Genomic DNA, 12975 nt, shown 5'->3' with positions numbered 1-12975 from the left:
CAACTCATCAACGACAGAGGAACAGAAGATGAACAGTAGAATAAAATGCTGTTGTTCCCCACAAGAGGCGGGGAAATAACTATGAATGGTGCTCAGTGGGTGGTTCAAGCGTTGCGTACGCAGGGTGTCGAAACAGTTTTCGGCTATCCCGGTGGTGCGATTATGCCGGTCTATGACGCGCTCTATGATGGTGGCGTCGAACACCTACTTTGCCGCCATGAACAGGGTGCTGCGATGGCTGCCATTGGCTATGCCCGGGCGACCGGTAAAGTGGGCGTTTGTATCGCAACGTCGGGTCCCGGTGCCACTAACCTGATTACCGGCCTGGCGGATGCGATGCTGGACTCAGTCCCACTGGTTGCCATCACGGGTCAGGTTTCAACCGGCGTGATCGGAACCGATGCCTTTCAGGAAATCGACGTGCTGGGCATGTCCCTCTCCTGCACGAAGCACAGCTTTCTGGTTCAGTCACTCAATGAGCTGCCGGAAATCATGGCTGAGGCATTTGCTATCGCCGCCTCCGGCCGCCCCGGCCCTGTACTGATCGACATTCCTAAAGATATCCAGCTGGCCAGCGGCGACCTTACCGCCCATCTTGTTCCGGTTGAAGCTGAGGCCGAACATCCTCATCAGGCATTACAGCAGGCGCGCACTCTGCTGGCCCAGGCGGAAAAGCCGGTACTGTACGTCGGCGGTGGTGTGGGAATGGCGGGTGCCGTAGATGCCCTGCGCGCCTTTGCCGAAGAGAGCGGCATTCCTGTTGTCGCCACGCTTAAGGGCCTGGGGTCGCCGGACAGTGACGATCCCTGCTATCTGGGCATGTTAGGGATGCACGGAACGAAAGCGGCCAACCTGGCGGTGCAGCAGTGCGATCTGCTGATCGCCGTAGGCGCACGCTTTGATGACCGCGTAACGGGTAAACTCAACGCGTTCGCCCCCCATGCTCGCGTAATCCATATGGATGTCGATCCTGCCGAACTGAACAAGCTGCGCAGGGCGCATATCGCCCTGCGCGGTGACCTCAATAAGCTGTTGCCGGATCTCTACCACCCGGTTGAAATCGACGCCTGGCGTGAGCATGTGCAGGCCCTGAAGGCTGAGCATGGCTGGCGCTACGATCATCCGGGGGATGCCATCTTCGCCCCGCTGTTCCTCAGGCAGCTTTCCGACCGAAAACCCCGCAGCGCGGTGGTGACCACCGACGTTGGCCAGCATCAGATGTGGGCCGCCCAGCATATAAACCACACCCGTCCCGAAAACTTCATCACCTCCAGCGGGTTGGGAACCATGGGCTTTGGCCTGCCCGCAGCCGTTGGCGCACAGGTTGCGCGTCCAGATGATACGGTTATCTGCGTCTCTGGCGACGGCTCGTTCATGATGAACGTGCAGGAGCTGGGTACGATTAAGCGAAAAAAACTGCCGGTGAAGATCGTCCTGCTGGATAACCAACGCTTAGGGATGGTCCGCCAGTGGCAGGAGCTGTTCTTCTCCGAGCGCTACAGCGAAACGAATTTATCTGACAATCCCGATTTTCTGACCCTGGCCAGCGCCTTCGATATTCCCGGCCAGCGGATTACCCGTAAAGATGAGGTCGATGCGGCATTAGACGCTTTGCTACAGAGTGAAGGGCCTTATCTGCTCCATGTCGCCATAGACGAACATGAAAACGTCTGGCCCCTGGTGCCGCCAGGCGCCAGCAACGAACATATGATGGAGAAAACCTCATGATGCAGCATCAATTGTCTATCGAAGCGCGTTTCCGACCCGAAATACTGGAACGCATTCTCCGCGTGATCCGCCACCGTGGCTTTCAAATCTGCACCATGAATATGGCGGCAGGAACGGGCAGCGACAATATTAATATTGAAATGACCGTTGCCAGCCTCCGCCCGGTCGATTTACTGTCAACCCAGTTAACTAAATTGATGGATGTCGCGAGCGTCCAGATCCAACAACAGACAACACAACAAATCAGCGCCTGAGCGCAAAGGAAATAAGAATGACGAAGAAAGCTGACTTTATCTGGTTCAATGGCGAGATGGTTAAGTGGGAAGAGGCGAAAGTCAGCGTTATGTCCCACGCGCTGCATTACGGTACGTCGGTGTTTGAAGGTGTTCGCTGCTACGACTCGCACAAAGGCCCGGTCGTCTTCCGCCACCGGGAACATATGCAGCGCCTGCACGATTCGGCAAAAATCTATCGTTTCCCGGTCAGCCAGAGCGTGGATGAGCTGATGGAAGCCTGTCGCGAGGTGCTGCGCGTCAACAAACTGAAAAGCGCCTATATCCGTCCGCTGGTGTTCGTCGGTGATGTGGGTCTGGGCGTGAACCCGCCGGATGGCTACGAAACTGACGTGATCATTGCCGCCTTCCCGTGGGGCGCTTATCTGGGTGCTGAAGCGCTGGAACAGGGAATTGATGCGATGGTCTCTTCGTGGAACCGCGTGGCACCTAACACCCTGCCAACGGCGGCAAAAGCGGGCGGTAACTACCTCTCCTCACTGCTGGTCGGCAGTGAAGCGCGTCGTCACGGTTATCAGGAAGGCATTGCGCTGGATACACAGGGTTATATCTCTGAAGGTGCGGGCGAAAACCTGTTTGAAGTGAAAGACGGCATTCTGTTTACGCCTCCGTTCACCTCTTCAGCGCTGCCGGGCATCACCCGCGACGCCATTATCAAACTGGCAAAAGATATGGGCATCGAAGTGCGCGAGCAGGTGCTGTCACGCGAATCTCTCTACCTGGCCGATGAAGTCTTTATGTCAGGTACGGCTGCTGAAATTACCCCGGTACGTAGCGTGGATGGTATCCAGGTTGGTGAAGGCAAGCGCGGTCCGGTTACTGCCCGCATTCAGTCTGCCTTCTTCGGCCTGTTCACTGGCGAAACAGAAGACAAATGGGGCTGGCTGGATTCGGTTAACCCATAATAAAAAAATACCTGAGCGGGCGTCATATGACGCCCGCGCACTATCTGATTTTGGAGTATGAGCATGCCTAAGTTACGTTCCGCTACCACCACACATGGCCGCAATATGGCCGGTGCCCGTGCCCTCTGGCGCGCTACTGGAATGACCGACGATGATTTCGGTAAGCCAATCATTGCGGTAGTTAACTCCTTTACCCAGTTCGTACCGGGCCACGTTCACCTGCGCGACATGGGTAAACTGGTCGCAGAGCAGATTGAAGCGTCCGGCGGCGTGGCAAAAGAGTTCAACACTATTGCGGTGGATGATGGGATCGCGATGGGGCATGGCGGCATGCTTTACTCCCTGCCGTCGCGTGAATTGATTGCCGACTCGGTCGAGTACATGGTGAATGCGCACTGTGCCGATGCGATGGTCTGTATCTCCAACTGCGACAAAATCACCCCGGGAATGCTGATGGCTTCCCTGCGTCTGAATATTCCAGTGATCTTCGTTTCTGGCGGCCCGATGGAAGCCGGTAAAACTAAGCTCTCTGACAAAATCATCAAGCTGGATCTGGTTGATGCGATGATCCAGGGCGCTAACCCGAACGTTAGCGATGCCGACAGCGAGCAGATCGAACGCTCCGCGTGCCCGACCTGTGGTTCCTGTTCCGGTATGTTTACCGCCAACTCGATGAACTGCCTGACCGAAGCGCTGGGCCTTTCCCAACCGGGTAACGGTTCGCTTCTGGCGACTCACGCCGACCGTAAAGATCTGTTCCTGAATGCCGGCAAGCGCATTGTTGAACTGAGCAAACGCTGGTATCAGCAGGATGATGAAAGCGCGCTGCCGCGTAACATCGCCAATAAAGCGGCTTTCGAGAACGCCATGACGCTGGATATCGCCATGGGCGGTTCCACTAACACCGTTCTGCACCTGCTGGCCGCTGCGCTGGAAGGTGATATCGACTTCAATATGTCAGACATCGACCGTCTGTCACGCAAAGTGCCGCACCTGTGTAAAGTGGCGCCGAGCACCCCGAAATACCATATGGAAGACGTGCACCGCGCAGGTGGCGTATTCGGTATCCTCGGCGAATTAAGCCGTGCCGGCCTGATGGATCAAAGCGTTCGTAACGTGCTGGGTCTGACTCTGCAGGAAACGCTGGACCAGTACGACATCATGTTGACCAAAGATGAAGACGTGAAGAAAATGTTCCGTGCCGGCCCGGCCGGTATCCGCACCACTCAGGCGTTCTCTCAGGATTGCCGTTGGGAAACGCTGGATGACGATCGTAAAGAAGGCTGTATTCGCACACGTGAATTCGCCTTCAGCCAGGACGGTGGTCTGGCCGTGCTGTACGGTAACCTCGCTGAAGATGGCTGCATCGTTAAAACTGCGGGCGTGGAAAAAGAGAGCCACACTTTCCGTGGTCCGGCCAAAGTTTACGAAAGCCAGGATGATGCTGTTGTGGCGATCCTGGGTGGCAAAGTGGTTGCCGGTGATGTGGTTGTAATCCGTTACGAAGGGCCTAAAGGCGGACCGGGCATGCAGGAAATGCTTTACCCGACCACCTATCTGAAATCGATGGGCCTGGGTAAAAGCTGTGCGCTGATCACCGATGGACGCTTCTCCGGCGGGACCTCCGGCCTGTCAATTGGCCATGCTTCACCAGAAGCGGCCAGCGGCGGTACCATCGCGCTGGTGAGAGACGGCGACATCATTGATATCAATATTCCTAATCGCGGCATCAAGGTTGATGTGCCAGATAACGAGCTGCATGCCCGTCGTGAAGAGGAAGAAGCGCGCGGAGACGCTGCCTATACCCCTCACGGTCGTGAGCGTGAAGTCTCCTTCGCCCTGCGCGCTTATGCCTTACTGGCAACCAGCGCGGATAAAGGCGCTGTCCGTGATAAGAGCAAGCTGGGAGGCTAAAAACGATGGCTGAGTCTCAACCGCTATCCGCTCAGCCCTGTGGGGCTGAGTATCTGCGCGCGGTTCTGCGTTCCCCCGTCTATGAGGTGGCGCAGGTCACCCCGTTGCAGAAAATGGAGAAGATCTCTTCCCGGCTGGGCAATACGATTCTGGTGAAGCGTGAAGACAGGCAGCCGGTGCACAGCTTCAAACTGCGCGGCGCGTATGCCATGATCGCCTCACTCAATGCGCAGCAGCGGGCGGCCGGTGTTGTCACCGCGTCGGCGGGCAACCATGCCCAGGGCGTGGCGCTGTCGGCAACGCGTCTGGGGATAAAATCGCTGATCGTAATGCCGGTGACTACCGCCGATATCAAAGTTGAGGCGGTAAGGGCATTTGGCGGTGAGGCTTATCTGTTTGGGGCCAACTTCGACGAGGCGAGGGCGAAAGCCCTCGAAATGGCGGAACAGAGCGGCTACACCTTTATCCCGCCGTTCGATCACCCAATGGTCATAGCCGGTCAGGGCACGCTGGCAATGGAGCTGCTCCAGCAGGATGCGCATATCGATCGCGTATTTGTGCCGGTGGGCGGTGGCGGCCTGGCAGCGGGCGTGGCGGTACTGATCAAACAGCTGATGCCGCAGATCAAAGTGATCGGCGTCGAGGCGGAAGATTCTGCCTGCCTGAAGGCGGCGCTTGAAGCCGGTGAACCAGTCGATCTGTCCCGCGTCGGGCTGTTTGCCGAGGGCGTAGCGGTCAGGCGTATCGGCAGCGAAACCTTCCGGCTCTGTCAGCAGTACCTGGACGACATCGTCACCGTTGACAGCGATGCGATCTGCGCGGCGGTGAAGGATCTGTTTGAGGATACGCGGGCCATAGCGGAACCCTCAGGGGCGCTGGCGCTGGCGGGAATGAAGAAATATATCCAGCAGCACCAGATCACAGGTGAGCGGCTGGCCCACGTGCTGTCCGGGGCTAACGTTAACTTCCATGCTTTACGTTATGTATCAGAACGCTGCGAGCTGGGTGAACAGCGCGAAGCGCTGCTGGCGGTCACCATCCCTGAGCAGCAAGGGAGCTTCCTGCGATTTTGCCAGATCCTCGGCGGTCGCGCGGTCACTGAGTTCAACTATCGCTATGCCAGCCCGGATAGCGCCTGCATTTTTGTCGGCGTACGGCTGTCGCGTGGCCTGGAAGAGCGCAGCGAAATCCTGCATCAGCTTGAGGCGGGTGGTTACAAGGTGGTCGATCTCTCCGATGATGAGATGGCCAAGCTTCACGTCCGCTATATGGTGGGTGGGCGGCCTGGAAAACCCCTGCGGGAGAAGCTGTTCAGCTTTGAATTTCCCGAAGCGCCTGGCGCGCTTCTGCGCTTCCTGCAAACGCTGGGGACACACTGGAATATTTCGCTGTTCCACTATCGCAGCCACGGCACCGACTATGGTCGCGTACTGGCGGCCTTTGAACTGAGCGACAATGAACCACAGTTTGCGGAGCATCTGGCGGCACTGGGTTACGATTTCCATGATGAAACCAGTAACCCTGCGTTTCGCTTCTTCCTGGCGGGTTAGAGTTACATCAGGCTCCAGAACGCGTCGATAAGTGGTTCGTTGAGCCGCTTCTTCTGCACGCAGATGCCCAGCTCAAAGGGGGCGACCATCTCGACGTTGTCCAGCTCGAGAATGCGATTGCGTATCGGCTCCGGGCTGTTTTCCAGCACCACATCCGGCAGCAGCGCGATGCCACAGCCCAGTGCCACCATCGAAACAATGGCTTCGTGGCCGGAGACGGTGGCGTAAATCAGCGGATTAGGAATGCGCTGGCGGCGGAACCACAGGTCGATGCGCTGCCGGGCAGGCCCCTGGTCGGGCAGGATAAACGGAATTTGCGACCAGTCCGGGTCAGGCTGGGTGGCCTGGCTGCGTACCGGACAGGGTAGCGCGGGCGCTATCAGGATCAGCGGGATAAGCCCCAGCGGCATAAAGCCGATGCTGGCAGGCAGGGTTGCCGGGCGACCAGCAATAGCAATGTCCGCCCCGGTGCCCTGCACCTTATCCACGGCATCCGCCGCATCGCCGGTGGTGAGTTTGATTTCAACAAGCGGATGTTCGGCACGGAAGCGATCGAGGATCGGCGGCAGATGGCTGTAGGCTGCCGTCACCGAACAGAACAGCCTTAGCTCGCCGCTGAGCGACGGCCCATGCTGGCCGATGGTATGGCGAAGCTGTTGATATTGCAGCAGCGTCTGCTGGGCGAACTGGCGCAGTTCCTCACCCGCATCGGTCAGCGTAACGGTGCGGTTATCACGCAGGAAAAGCGGCTGGCCGAGATCTTCTTCCAGCCGCTGGATCTGCCGCGACAGCGTGGACGGGCTGACGTGCATGGCGCGGGCGCTGCGGCCAAAGTGACGGCTTTCAGCAAGGTGGAGAAACAGTTTAAGGTCACGCAGATCCATAGGCTTCAGGTCTCGTCTTAACGTTGCATTTTATGCAACATGATATTGTTAATATATCAATTTCAGCAATGCTTTTCCTGTCATATGATGGGGAACAGACAGGGTGAGCCGGGTTGCGGCGACACCGATAAATAAAATGCGAAACACAACCTCATACGGAGTACCCATGGCTAACTATTTCAACACACTGAACCTGCGCAATCAGCTGGCGCAATTAGGCAAATGCCGCTTTATGATGCGCGATGAATTTGCGGATGAAGCCAGCTACCTGAAAGGCAAAAAAGTGGTTATCGTTGGCTGCGGCGCTCAGGGCCTGAACCAGGGTCTTAACATGCGCGATTCCGGCCTGGATATCGCCTATGCGCTGCGGGCGGAAGCCATCGCTGAAAAACGTGCCTCCTGGCGCAAAGCGACCGAAAACGGTTTCAAAGTGGGTACTTACGAAGAGCTGATCCCCCAGGCTGACCTGGTGGTTAACCTGACGCCAGACAAACAGCACACCTCCGTGGTGCGCGCCGTTCAGCCGCTGATGAAAGATGGCGCGGCGCTGGGCTACTCCCACGGTTTCAACATCGTTGAAGTCGGCGAGCAGGTGCGTAAAGACATCACCGTGGTGATGGTTGCGCCGAAATGCCCGGGCACTGAAGTGCGTGAAGAGTACAAGCGTGGTTTCGGCGTTCCAACGCTGATTGCTGTTCACCCGGAAAACGATCCGAAAGGCGAAGGCATGGCGATCGCCAAAGCCTGGGCTGCGGCGACCGGCGGCCATCGTGCGGGCGTGCTGGAATCCTCCTTCGTTGCCGAAGTGAAGTCCGACCTGATGGGCGAGCAGACCATCCTGTGCGGCATGCTGCAGGCCGGCTCTCTGCTCTGCTTTGACAAGCTGGTGGCTGAAGGCACCGACGCGGCCTACGCCGAGAAACTGATTCAGTTTGGCTGGGAAACCGTCACTGAAGCGCTGAAGCAGGGCGGGATCACCCTGATGATGGATCGCCTGTCTAATCCCGCTAAGCTGCGCGCGTTTGCGCTCTCTGAACAGCTGAAAACCATTATGGCCCCGCTGTTCCAGAAGCATATGGATGACATCATCTCTGGTGAGTTCTCTTCCGGCATGATGGCCGACTGGGCGAACGATGACAAAAAGCTGCTGGGCTGGCGTGAAGAGACCGGTAAAACCGCGTTCGAAACGGCACCGCAGTTCGAAGGTAAGATTGCCGAGCAGGATTACTTCGATGAAGGCGTGGTCATGATTGCGATGGTGAAAGCGGGCGTTGAGCTGGCGTTTGAGACCATGGTTGATGCGGGGATCATTGAAGAGTCTGCCTACTACGAGTCGCTGCACGAACTGCCGCTGATCGCCAACACCATTGCCCGTAAGCGCCTGTACGAAATGAACGTGGTTATCTCAGACACTGCCGAATACGGCAACTATCTGTTCTCCTATGCTGCGGTGCCGCTGCTGAAAGAGTTTATGACCACCCTCCAGGCGGGCGATTTAGGTAAATCTGCGGCGGCTTCCGCCACCGTGGACAACGCTCAGCTGCGCGATGTGAACGAAGCCATCCGCCAGCACCCTATTGAAGCCGTAGGACGCAAGCTGCGTGGCTACATGACGGATATGAAGCGCATTGCCGTGGCCGGTTAATGGAGCGGCCTGAGCGGTTGCGTGCGGCGGGCTGAAAACAAAGAAAGCGCGGAGCTCCGCGCTTTTAATGATGACCCGATGATGCCGCTCTGTCAGCTGACCCATCCTGCGATCAAACCACCTTTTCAGTGGTTTTTTTGCCAACGGCATCGCGAACCGGTTAGTTACGGTACAGCACCTTGATGATGTGATAACCGAACTGAGTATGCAGCGGGCCATAAGGGGTGATAAGCGGGCAGGAGAACACCACTTTATCGAAAGCGGGGACCATTGCGCCCTGTTTAAACTCGCCCAGATGTCCACCCTTTTTGCCCGATGGACAGATGGAGTGCTTCTTTGCCAGCTTTTCAAAATCGGCGCCCTGTTCCAGCTGAGCCAGAATGTCCTGCGCTTGTTTTTCTTCCTTTACAAGGATATGCAGTGCTGCTGCGGTTTTTGCCATGATCGTACCTTGAGTCGTATGGATGCTGCTGGCTATACTACCACGCTGTGATTTCTTTCCCTCTGTCATTTCATCGAGCGACTTCCTTATGCGTCTTAATCCTGGCCAGCAACACGCCGTCGAATTCGTTACCGGACCCTGTCTGGTATTAGCCGGGGCGGGATCGGGGAAAACGCGCGTTATCACCAACAAAATCGCCCACCTGATCCGCGAATGCGGCTATCAGGCCAGACACATTGCTGCGGTAACCTTTACCAACAAGGCCTCGCGCGAAATGAAAGAGCGCGTGGCGCAGACGCTCGGACGTAAAGAGGCGCGCGGCCTGACCATCTCCACCTTCCATACGCTGGGCCTGGAAATTATCAAGCGTGAATACGCCGCCCTGGGAATGAAATCGAACTTCTCACTGTTTGATGACCAGGACCAGCTTGCCCTGCTGAAGGATTTGACGGAAGAGTGGCTGGAGAACGATAAAAACCTTTTGCAGCAGTTGATTTCGACGATCGGTAACTGGAAAAACGATCTGATGGATCCCTCACGCGCTGCGGCCGCCGCGGTCACCGATCGCGACCGCCTGTTTGCGCACTGCTACGGCCTGTACGATCGGCATCTTAAGTCCTGTAACGTGCTGGATTTTGACGATTTAATCCTGCTGCCCACGCTGCTGTTCCAGCGTAATACCGAGGTGCTTGAGCGCTGGCAGCAGCGCATTCGCTATCTGCTGGTGGATGAATATCAGGACACCAATACCAGCCAGTATGAACTGGTAAAACTGCTGGTGGGCGCGCGAGCCCGCTTTACCGTGGTGGGCGATGATGACCAGTCAATCTACTCCTGGCGCGGGGCCAGGCCGCAAAACCTGGTGCTGCTGAAGGAGGATTTCCCGGCGCTACAGGTGATCAAACTGGAGCAGAACTATCGCTCCTCTGAACGGATCCTGAAAGCGGCCAACATTCTGATTGCCAATAATCCTCACGTCTTTGAAAAGCGTCTTTTTTCCGAGCTGGGCTACGGTGCGGAACTGAAAGTGGTGACGGCCAATCAGGAAGATCACGAGGCAGAACGGGTGATCGGCGAGCTGATCGCCCACCACTTCGTCAATAAAACCCAGTATAAGGATTACGCAATTCTCTATCGCGGCAACCATCAGTCCCGCGTCTTTGAAAAGATGCTGATGCAGAATCGTATCCCGTACCATATTTCCGGCGGTACCTCCTTTTTCTCCCGTCCGGAGATCAAGGATCTGCTGGCCTATCTGCGGGTGCTGACCAACGCCGACGACGACAGCGCATTTATGCGCATTGTTAACACGCCGAGACGTGAAATTGGCTCGGCAACGCTCCAGAAGCTGGGCGAGTGGGCGATGCAGCGTAACAAAAGCCTGTTTAGCGCCAGCTTTGATATCGGGCTTGAGCAGACGCTATCGGGAAGGGGACTGGAATCGTTGCAGCGCTTTACCGGCTGGCTACGGGAGATCGCTCAGCTGGCGGAACGTGAGCCGGTGAACGCCGTGCGCGATTTGATTCGCGGTGTTGATTACGAAAGCTGGCTGTTTGAAACCTCCGCCAGCCCGAAAGCCGCTGAAATGCGGATGAAAAACGTCAACACGCTGTTCCAGTGGATGTCCGAAATGCTGGAAGGCAGCGATATTGATGAGCCGATGACGTTAACCCAGGTGGTTACCCGTTTTACGCTGCGCGATATGATGGAGCGGGGCGAAAGCGATGAAGAGTCCGACCAGGTACAGCTAATGACGCTGCATGCCTCTAAGGGGCTGGAATTCCCCTATGTCTATCTGGTAGGGATGGAAGAAGGGCTGCTGCCGCATCAGAGCAGTATTGACGAGAACAACGTCGAAGAGGAGCGCCGGCTGGCCTACGTGGGTATCACCCGCGCGCAGAAGGAGCTGACCTTTACGCTCTGTCGCGAACGGCGACAGTACGGTGAGCTGATTCGTCCTGAACCCAGTCGTTTTCTGCTTGAGCTTCCGCAGGATGATCTGAACTGGGAAACCGAGCGGAAGGTGGTCAGTCCGCAACAGCGAATGCAGACTGGACAGAGCCGCGTAGCCGGTCTGAAAGCGATGCTGGAAAAAGCGAAGGGGAGCGCGGGTTCCTGATCCTGTCAGTGAATGGTCAGGGACCAGTGCGCGTAGCTCTGCCAGTGGCACTCCTGCTCCAGCAGCTCAGCGCGAAGCGGGTGCGCCTCCAGCCAGCCGTCAGGCAGCGTTACGATCAGATTGTCCTCATCGGCCTCCAGTGTGATCGCTGGCAGCATATTATCACGGCGTCGGCTGGCAAAAATAATTGCCAGCCGCAGCAGACGACACAGGCGCTCCGCCATGCGCGGTGGCAACGCATTTTGCTGGCTCAGTAGCGCCAGATCGATGCTGTTTGCCTGGTTTTTTAGCAGCGTGGCGATAAGTTTCTTCTGGGCGGGCGTGAAGCCTGGCAGGTCGAGATGGCGGATCAGATAGGCGGCATGCTGAGGGGACTGTTTAAAATCTACGCTCAGTCCGATTTCATGGATCTGACTGGCGCTGTCGAGCAGTTCCCGACATCGTTCATCCAGCTTCCAGCGCTCACCAACCTGCCGGGCAAAACTATCGGCAAGGTGGCGTACGCGTTCGGCCTGCTCGGCATCAATGGCAAACCGGCGCTGGATAGTGCGCAGCGTACGGCTGCGAATATCGCGATCGACCGGCAGATGCAGCATGCCGTATACCAGGCCTTCACGCAGTGCGCCACCGGCCAGCGTCATGCTGCTGATGTTCAGCTCATTGAAAATCGCAATCAGGATCGACAGCCCGCTGGGAAACACCAGCGCCCGCTCGAGGGTCAGGCCTTCAATCTCCAGCTCCTCCAGCTTGCCGCACTGAATGGCGCGCTGTCTGAGCTGTTGCAGTTTACCCAGCGTGATGTGCTCATCCATGCCCTGCGCCATCATGATCTCCTGCAACGCCTGAACGGTGCCGGACGCCCCCACGCATACCTGCCACCCCTGTTCGCGAAGCGAATGGGCGACAGGGCGGATCATATCGCGCGCCGCCCGTTCCGCCTGCTCGAAATTTTCTTTACCCAAATGGCGATCGGCAAAGTAGCGCTCCAGCCAGGTGACGCAGCCCATCGACAGGCTAAACAAAGAGGTCGTTTGCGATCCGCTGCCCGTGACCAGTTCGGTGCTGCCGCCGCCGATATCCACCACCAGGCGCTTATCCGGGCCGCCGGTGGTATGGGCAACCCCCTGATAAATCAGACGGGCTTCCTCTTCACCACTGATAACGTTTATCGGGCAGCCAAGAATTTCCTGCGCCCTGTGCAAAAAGGTGCCCGCGTTAGCGGCAAGACGCAGCGTGGCGGTTGCCACTACGCGGATTTGCGGCGGGGGAATATCCTGCAGCTGCTCTGAAAAGAGCCGCAGGCAGTGCCAGCCGCGGGCCATGGCCTCGTCGGAGAGATGACTGTCACTGTCGAGGCCAGCGGCCAGACGCACTTTGCGCTTAATGCGCGCCACCGTCTGGATGCCTCCGGCAACCTCGCGCACCACCAGCATATGGAAGCTGTTCGATCCCAGATCTATTGCTGCATAAAGTGATGATGCGCTCAGCATGGCAG

Annotated in this window: 10 protein-coding genes; 7 read left to right on the top strand and 3 right to left on the bottom strand. The window is 57.3% G+C overall.

The features are described from left to right. Positions 1-81: 81 nt before the first annotated feature. The 5 genes from ilvG (at position 82) to ilvA (ending at position 6390) form a co-directional block, all read left to right on the top strand. The gene (ilvG, locus tag AC4PCC_RS21170; RefSeq protein ID WP_492125854.1) at positions 82-1728 is read left to right on the top strand and encodes an acetolactate synthase 2 catalytic subunit; all 1647 of its coding nucleotides are present in this window, start codon (positions 82-84) and stop codon (positions 1726-1728) included. Further along, the gene (ilvM, locus tag AC4PCC_RS21165; protein ID WP_492125853.1) at positions 1725-1982 is read left to right on the top strand and encodes an acetolactate synthase 2 small subunit; all 258 of its coding nucleotides are present in this window, start codon (positions 1725-1727) and stop codon (positions 1980-1982) included. Before ilvG ends, ilvM begins: the two co-directional genes overlap by 4 nt. Positions 1983-1999: 17 nt before the next feature. Next, positions 2000-2926, top strand: a complete 927-nt coding sequence (locus tag AC4PCC_RS21160; RefSeq protein WP_067709679.1) for a branched-chain amino acid transaminase — start codon at positions 2000-2002, stop codon at positions 2924-2926. A 63-nt stretch (positions 2927-2989) separates the two neighbouring features. Next, on the top strand, positions 2990-4840 hold the full coding sequence (ilvD, locus tag AC4PCC_RS21155; RefSeq protein WP_492125852.1) for a dihydroxy-acid dehydratase: 1851 nt from the start codon (positions 2990-2992) through the stop codon (positions 4838-4840). 5 nt (positions 4841-4845) lie between these two features. Then, positions 4846-6390: a threonine ammonia-lyase, biosynthetic gene (gene ilvA, locus AC4PCC_RS21150; protein WP_492125851.1), complete on the top strand. Its 1545-nt coding sequence runs from the start codon at positions 4846-4848 to the stop codon at positions 6388-6390. Positions 6391-6392: 2 nt separating this feature from the next. On the opposite strand, the gene ilvY is transcribed toward ilvA, so the two are convergent. Continuing rightward, the gene (gene ilvY, locus AC4PCC_RS21145; protein ID WP_492125850.1) at positions 6393-7274 is read right to left on the bottom strand and encodes an HTH-type transcriptional activator IlvY; all 882 of its coding nucleotides are present in this window, start codon (positions 7272-7274) and stop codon (positions 6393-6395) included. 166 nt (positions 7275-7440) lie between these two features. Between ilvY and ilvC the strand changes: the two genes are divergently transcribed. Then, positions 7441-8919 carry a ketol-acid reductoisomerase gene (gene ilvC / locus AC4PCC_RS21140; RefSeq protein WP_345829765.1) on the top strand — a complete coding sequence of 493 codons (1479 nt, stop codon included), beginning with the start codon at positions 7441-7443 and terminating at the stop codon, positions 8917-8919. Positions 8920-9079: 160 nt separating this feature from the next. Here ilvC and ppiC read toward each other — a convergent pair whose 3' ends face one another. Continuing rightward, positions 9080-9361: a peptidylprolyl isomerase PpiC gene (gene ppiC / locus AC4PCC_RS21135; RefSeq protein ID WP_034938966.1), complete on the bottom strand. Its 282-nt coding sequence runs from the start codon at positions 9359-9361 to the stop codon at positions 9080-9082. An 88-nt stretch (positions 9362-9449) separates the two neighbouring features. On the opposite strand from ppiC, the gene rep reads away from it, so the two are divergent. Further along, positions 9450-11480 (top strand): DNA helicase Rep, encoded by a 2031-nt coding sequence (gene rep / locus AC4PCC_RS21130; RefSeq protein WP_492125849.1) that lies wholly within the window; start codon positions 9450-9452, stop codon positions 11478-11480. A 5-nt stretch (positions 11481-11485) separates the two neighbouring features. Here rep and gppA read toward each other — a convergent pair whose 3' ends face one another. After that, entirely contained in the window at positions 11486-12970 is a 1485-nt protein-coding gene (gppA, locus tag AC4PCC_RS21125) for a guanosine-5'-triphosphate,3'-diphosphate diphosphatase (protein WP_492125848.1), read from the bottom strand. Positions 12971-12975 lie beyond the last annotated feature (5 nt).

The organism is Erwinia sp. L03-1, assembly GCF_058686115.1.
This window is presented reverse-complemented; position numbering and strand designations above follow the sequence as displayed.

Bases quoted from the DNA above. Each gene is read 5' to 3' on its own strand.
- ilvG (WP_492125854.1), top strand. From the start codon at position 82: ATGAATGGTGCTCAGTGGGTGGTTCAAGCGTTGCGTACGCAGGGTGTC.
- ilvM (WP_492125853.1), top strand. From the start codon at position 1,725: ATGATGCAGCATCAATTGTCTATCGAAGCGCGTTTCCGACCCGAAATA.
- AC4PCC_RS21160 (WP_067709679.1), top strand. From the start codon at position 2,000: ATGACGAAGAAAGCTGACTTTATCTGGTTCAATGGCGAGATGGTTAAG.
- ilvD (WP_492125852.1), top strand. From the start codon at position 2,990: ATGCCTAAGTTACGTTCCGCTACCACCACACATGGCCGCAATATGGCC.
- ilvA (WP_492125851.1), top strand. From the start codon at position 4,846: ATGGCTGAGTCTCAACCGCTATCCGCTCAGCCCTGTGGGGCTGAGTAT.
- ilvY (WP_492125850.1), bottom strand. From the start codon at position 7,274: ATGGATCTGCGTGACCTTAAACTGTTTCTCCACCTTGCTGAAAGCCGT.
- ilvC (WP_345829765.1), top strand. From the start codon at position 7,441: ATGGCTAACTATTTCAACACACTGAACCTGCGCAATCAGCTGGCGCAA.
- ppiC (WP_034938966.1), bottom strand. From the start codon at position 9,361: ATGGCAAAAACCGCAGCAGCACTGCATATCCTTGTAAAGGAAGAAAAA.
- rep (WP_492125849.1), top strand. From the start codon at position 9,450: ATGCGTCTTAATCCTGGCCAGCAACACGCCGTCGAATTCGTTACCGGA.
- gppA (WP_492125848.1), bottom strand. From the start codon at position 12,970: ATGCTGAGCGCATCATCACTTTATGCAGCAATAGATCTGGGATCGAAC.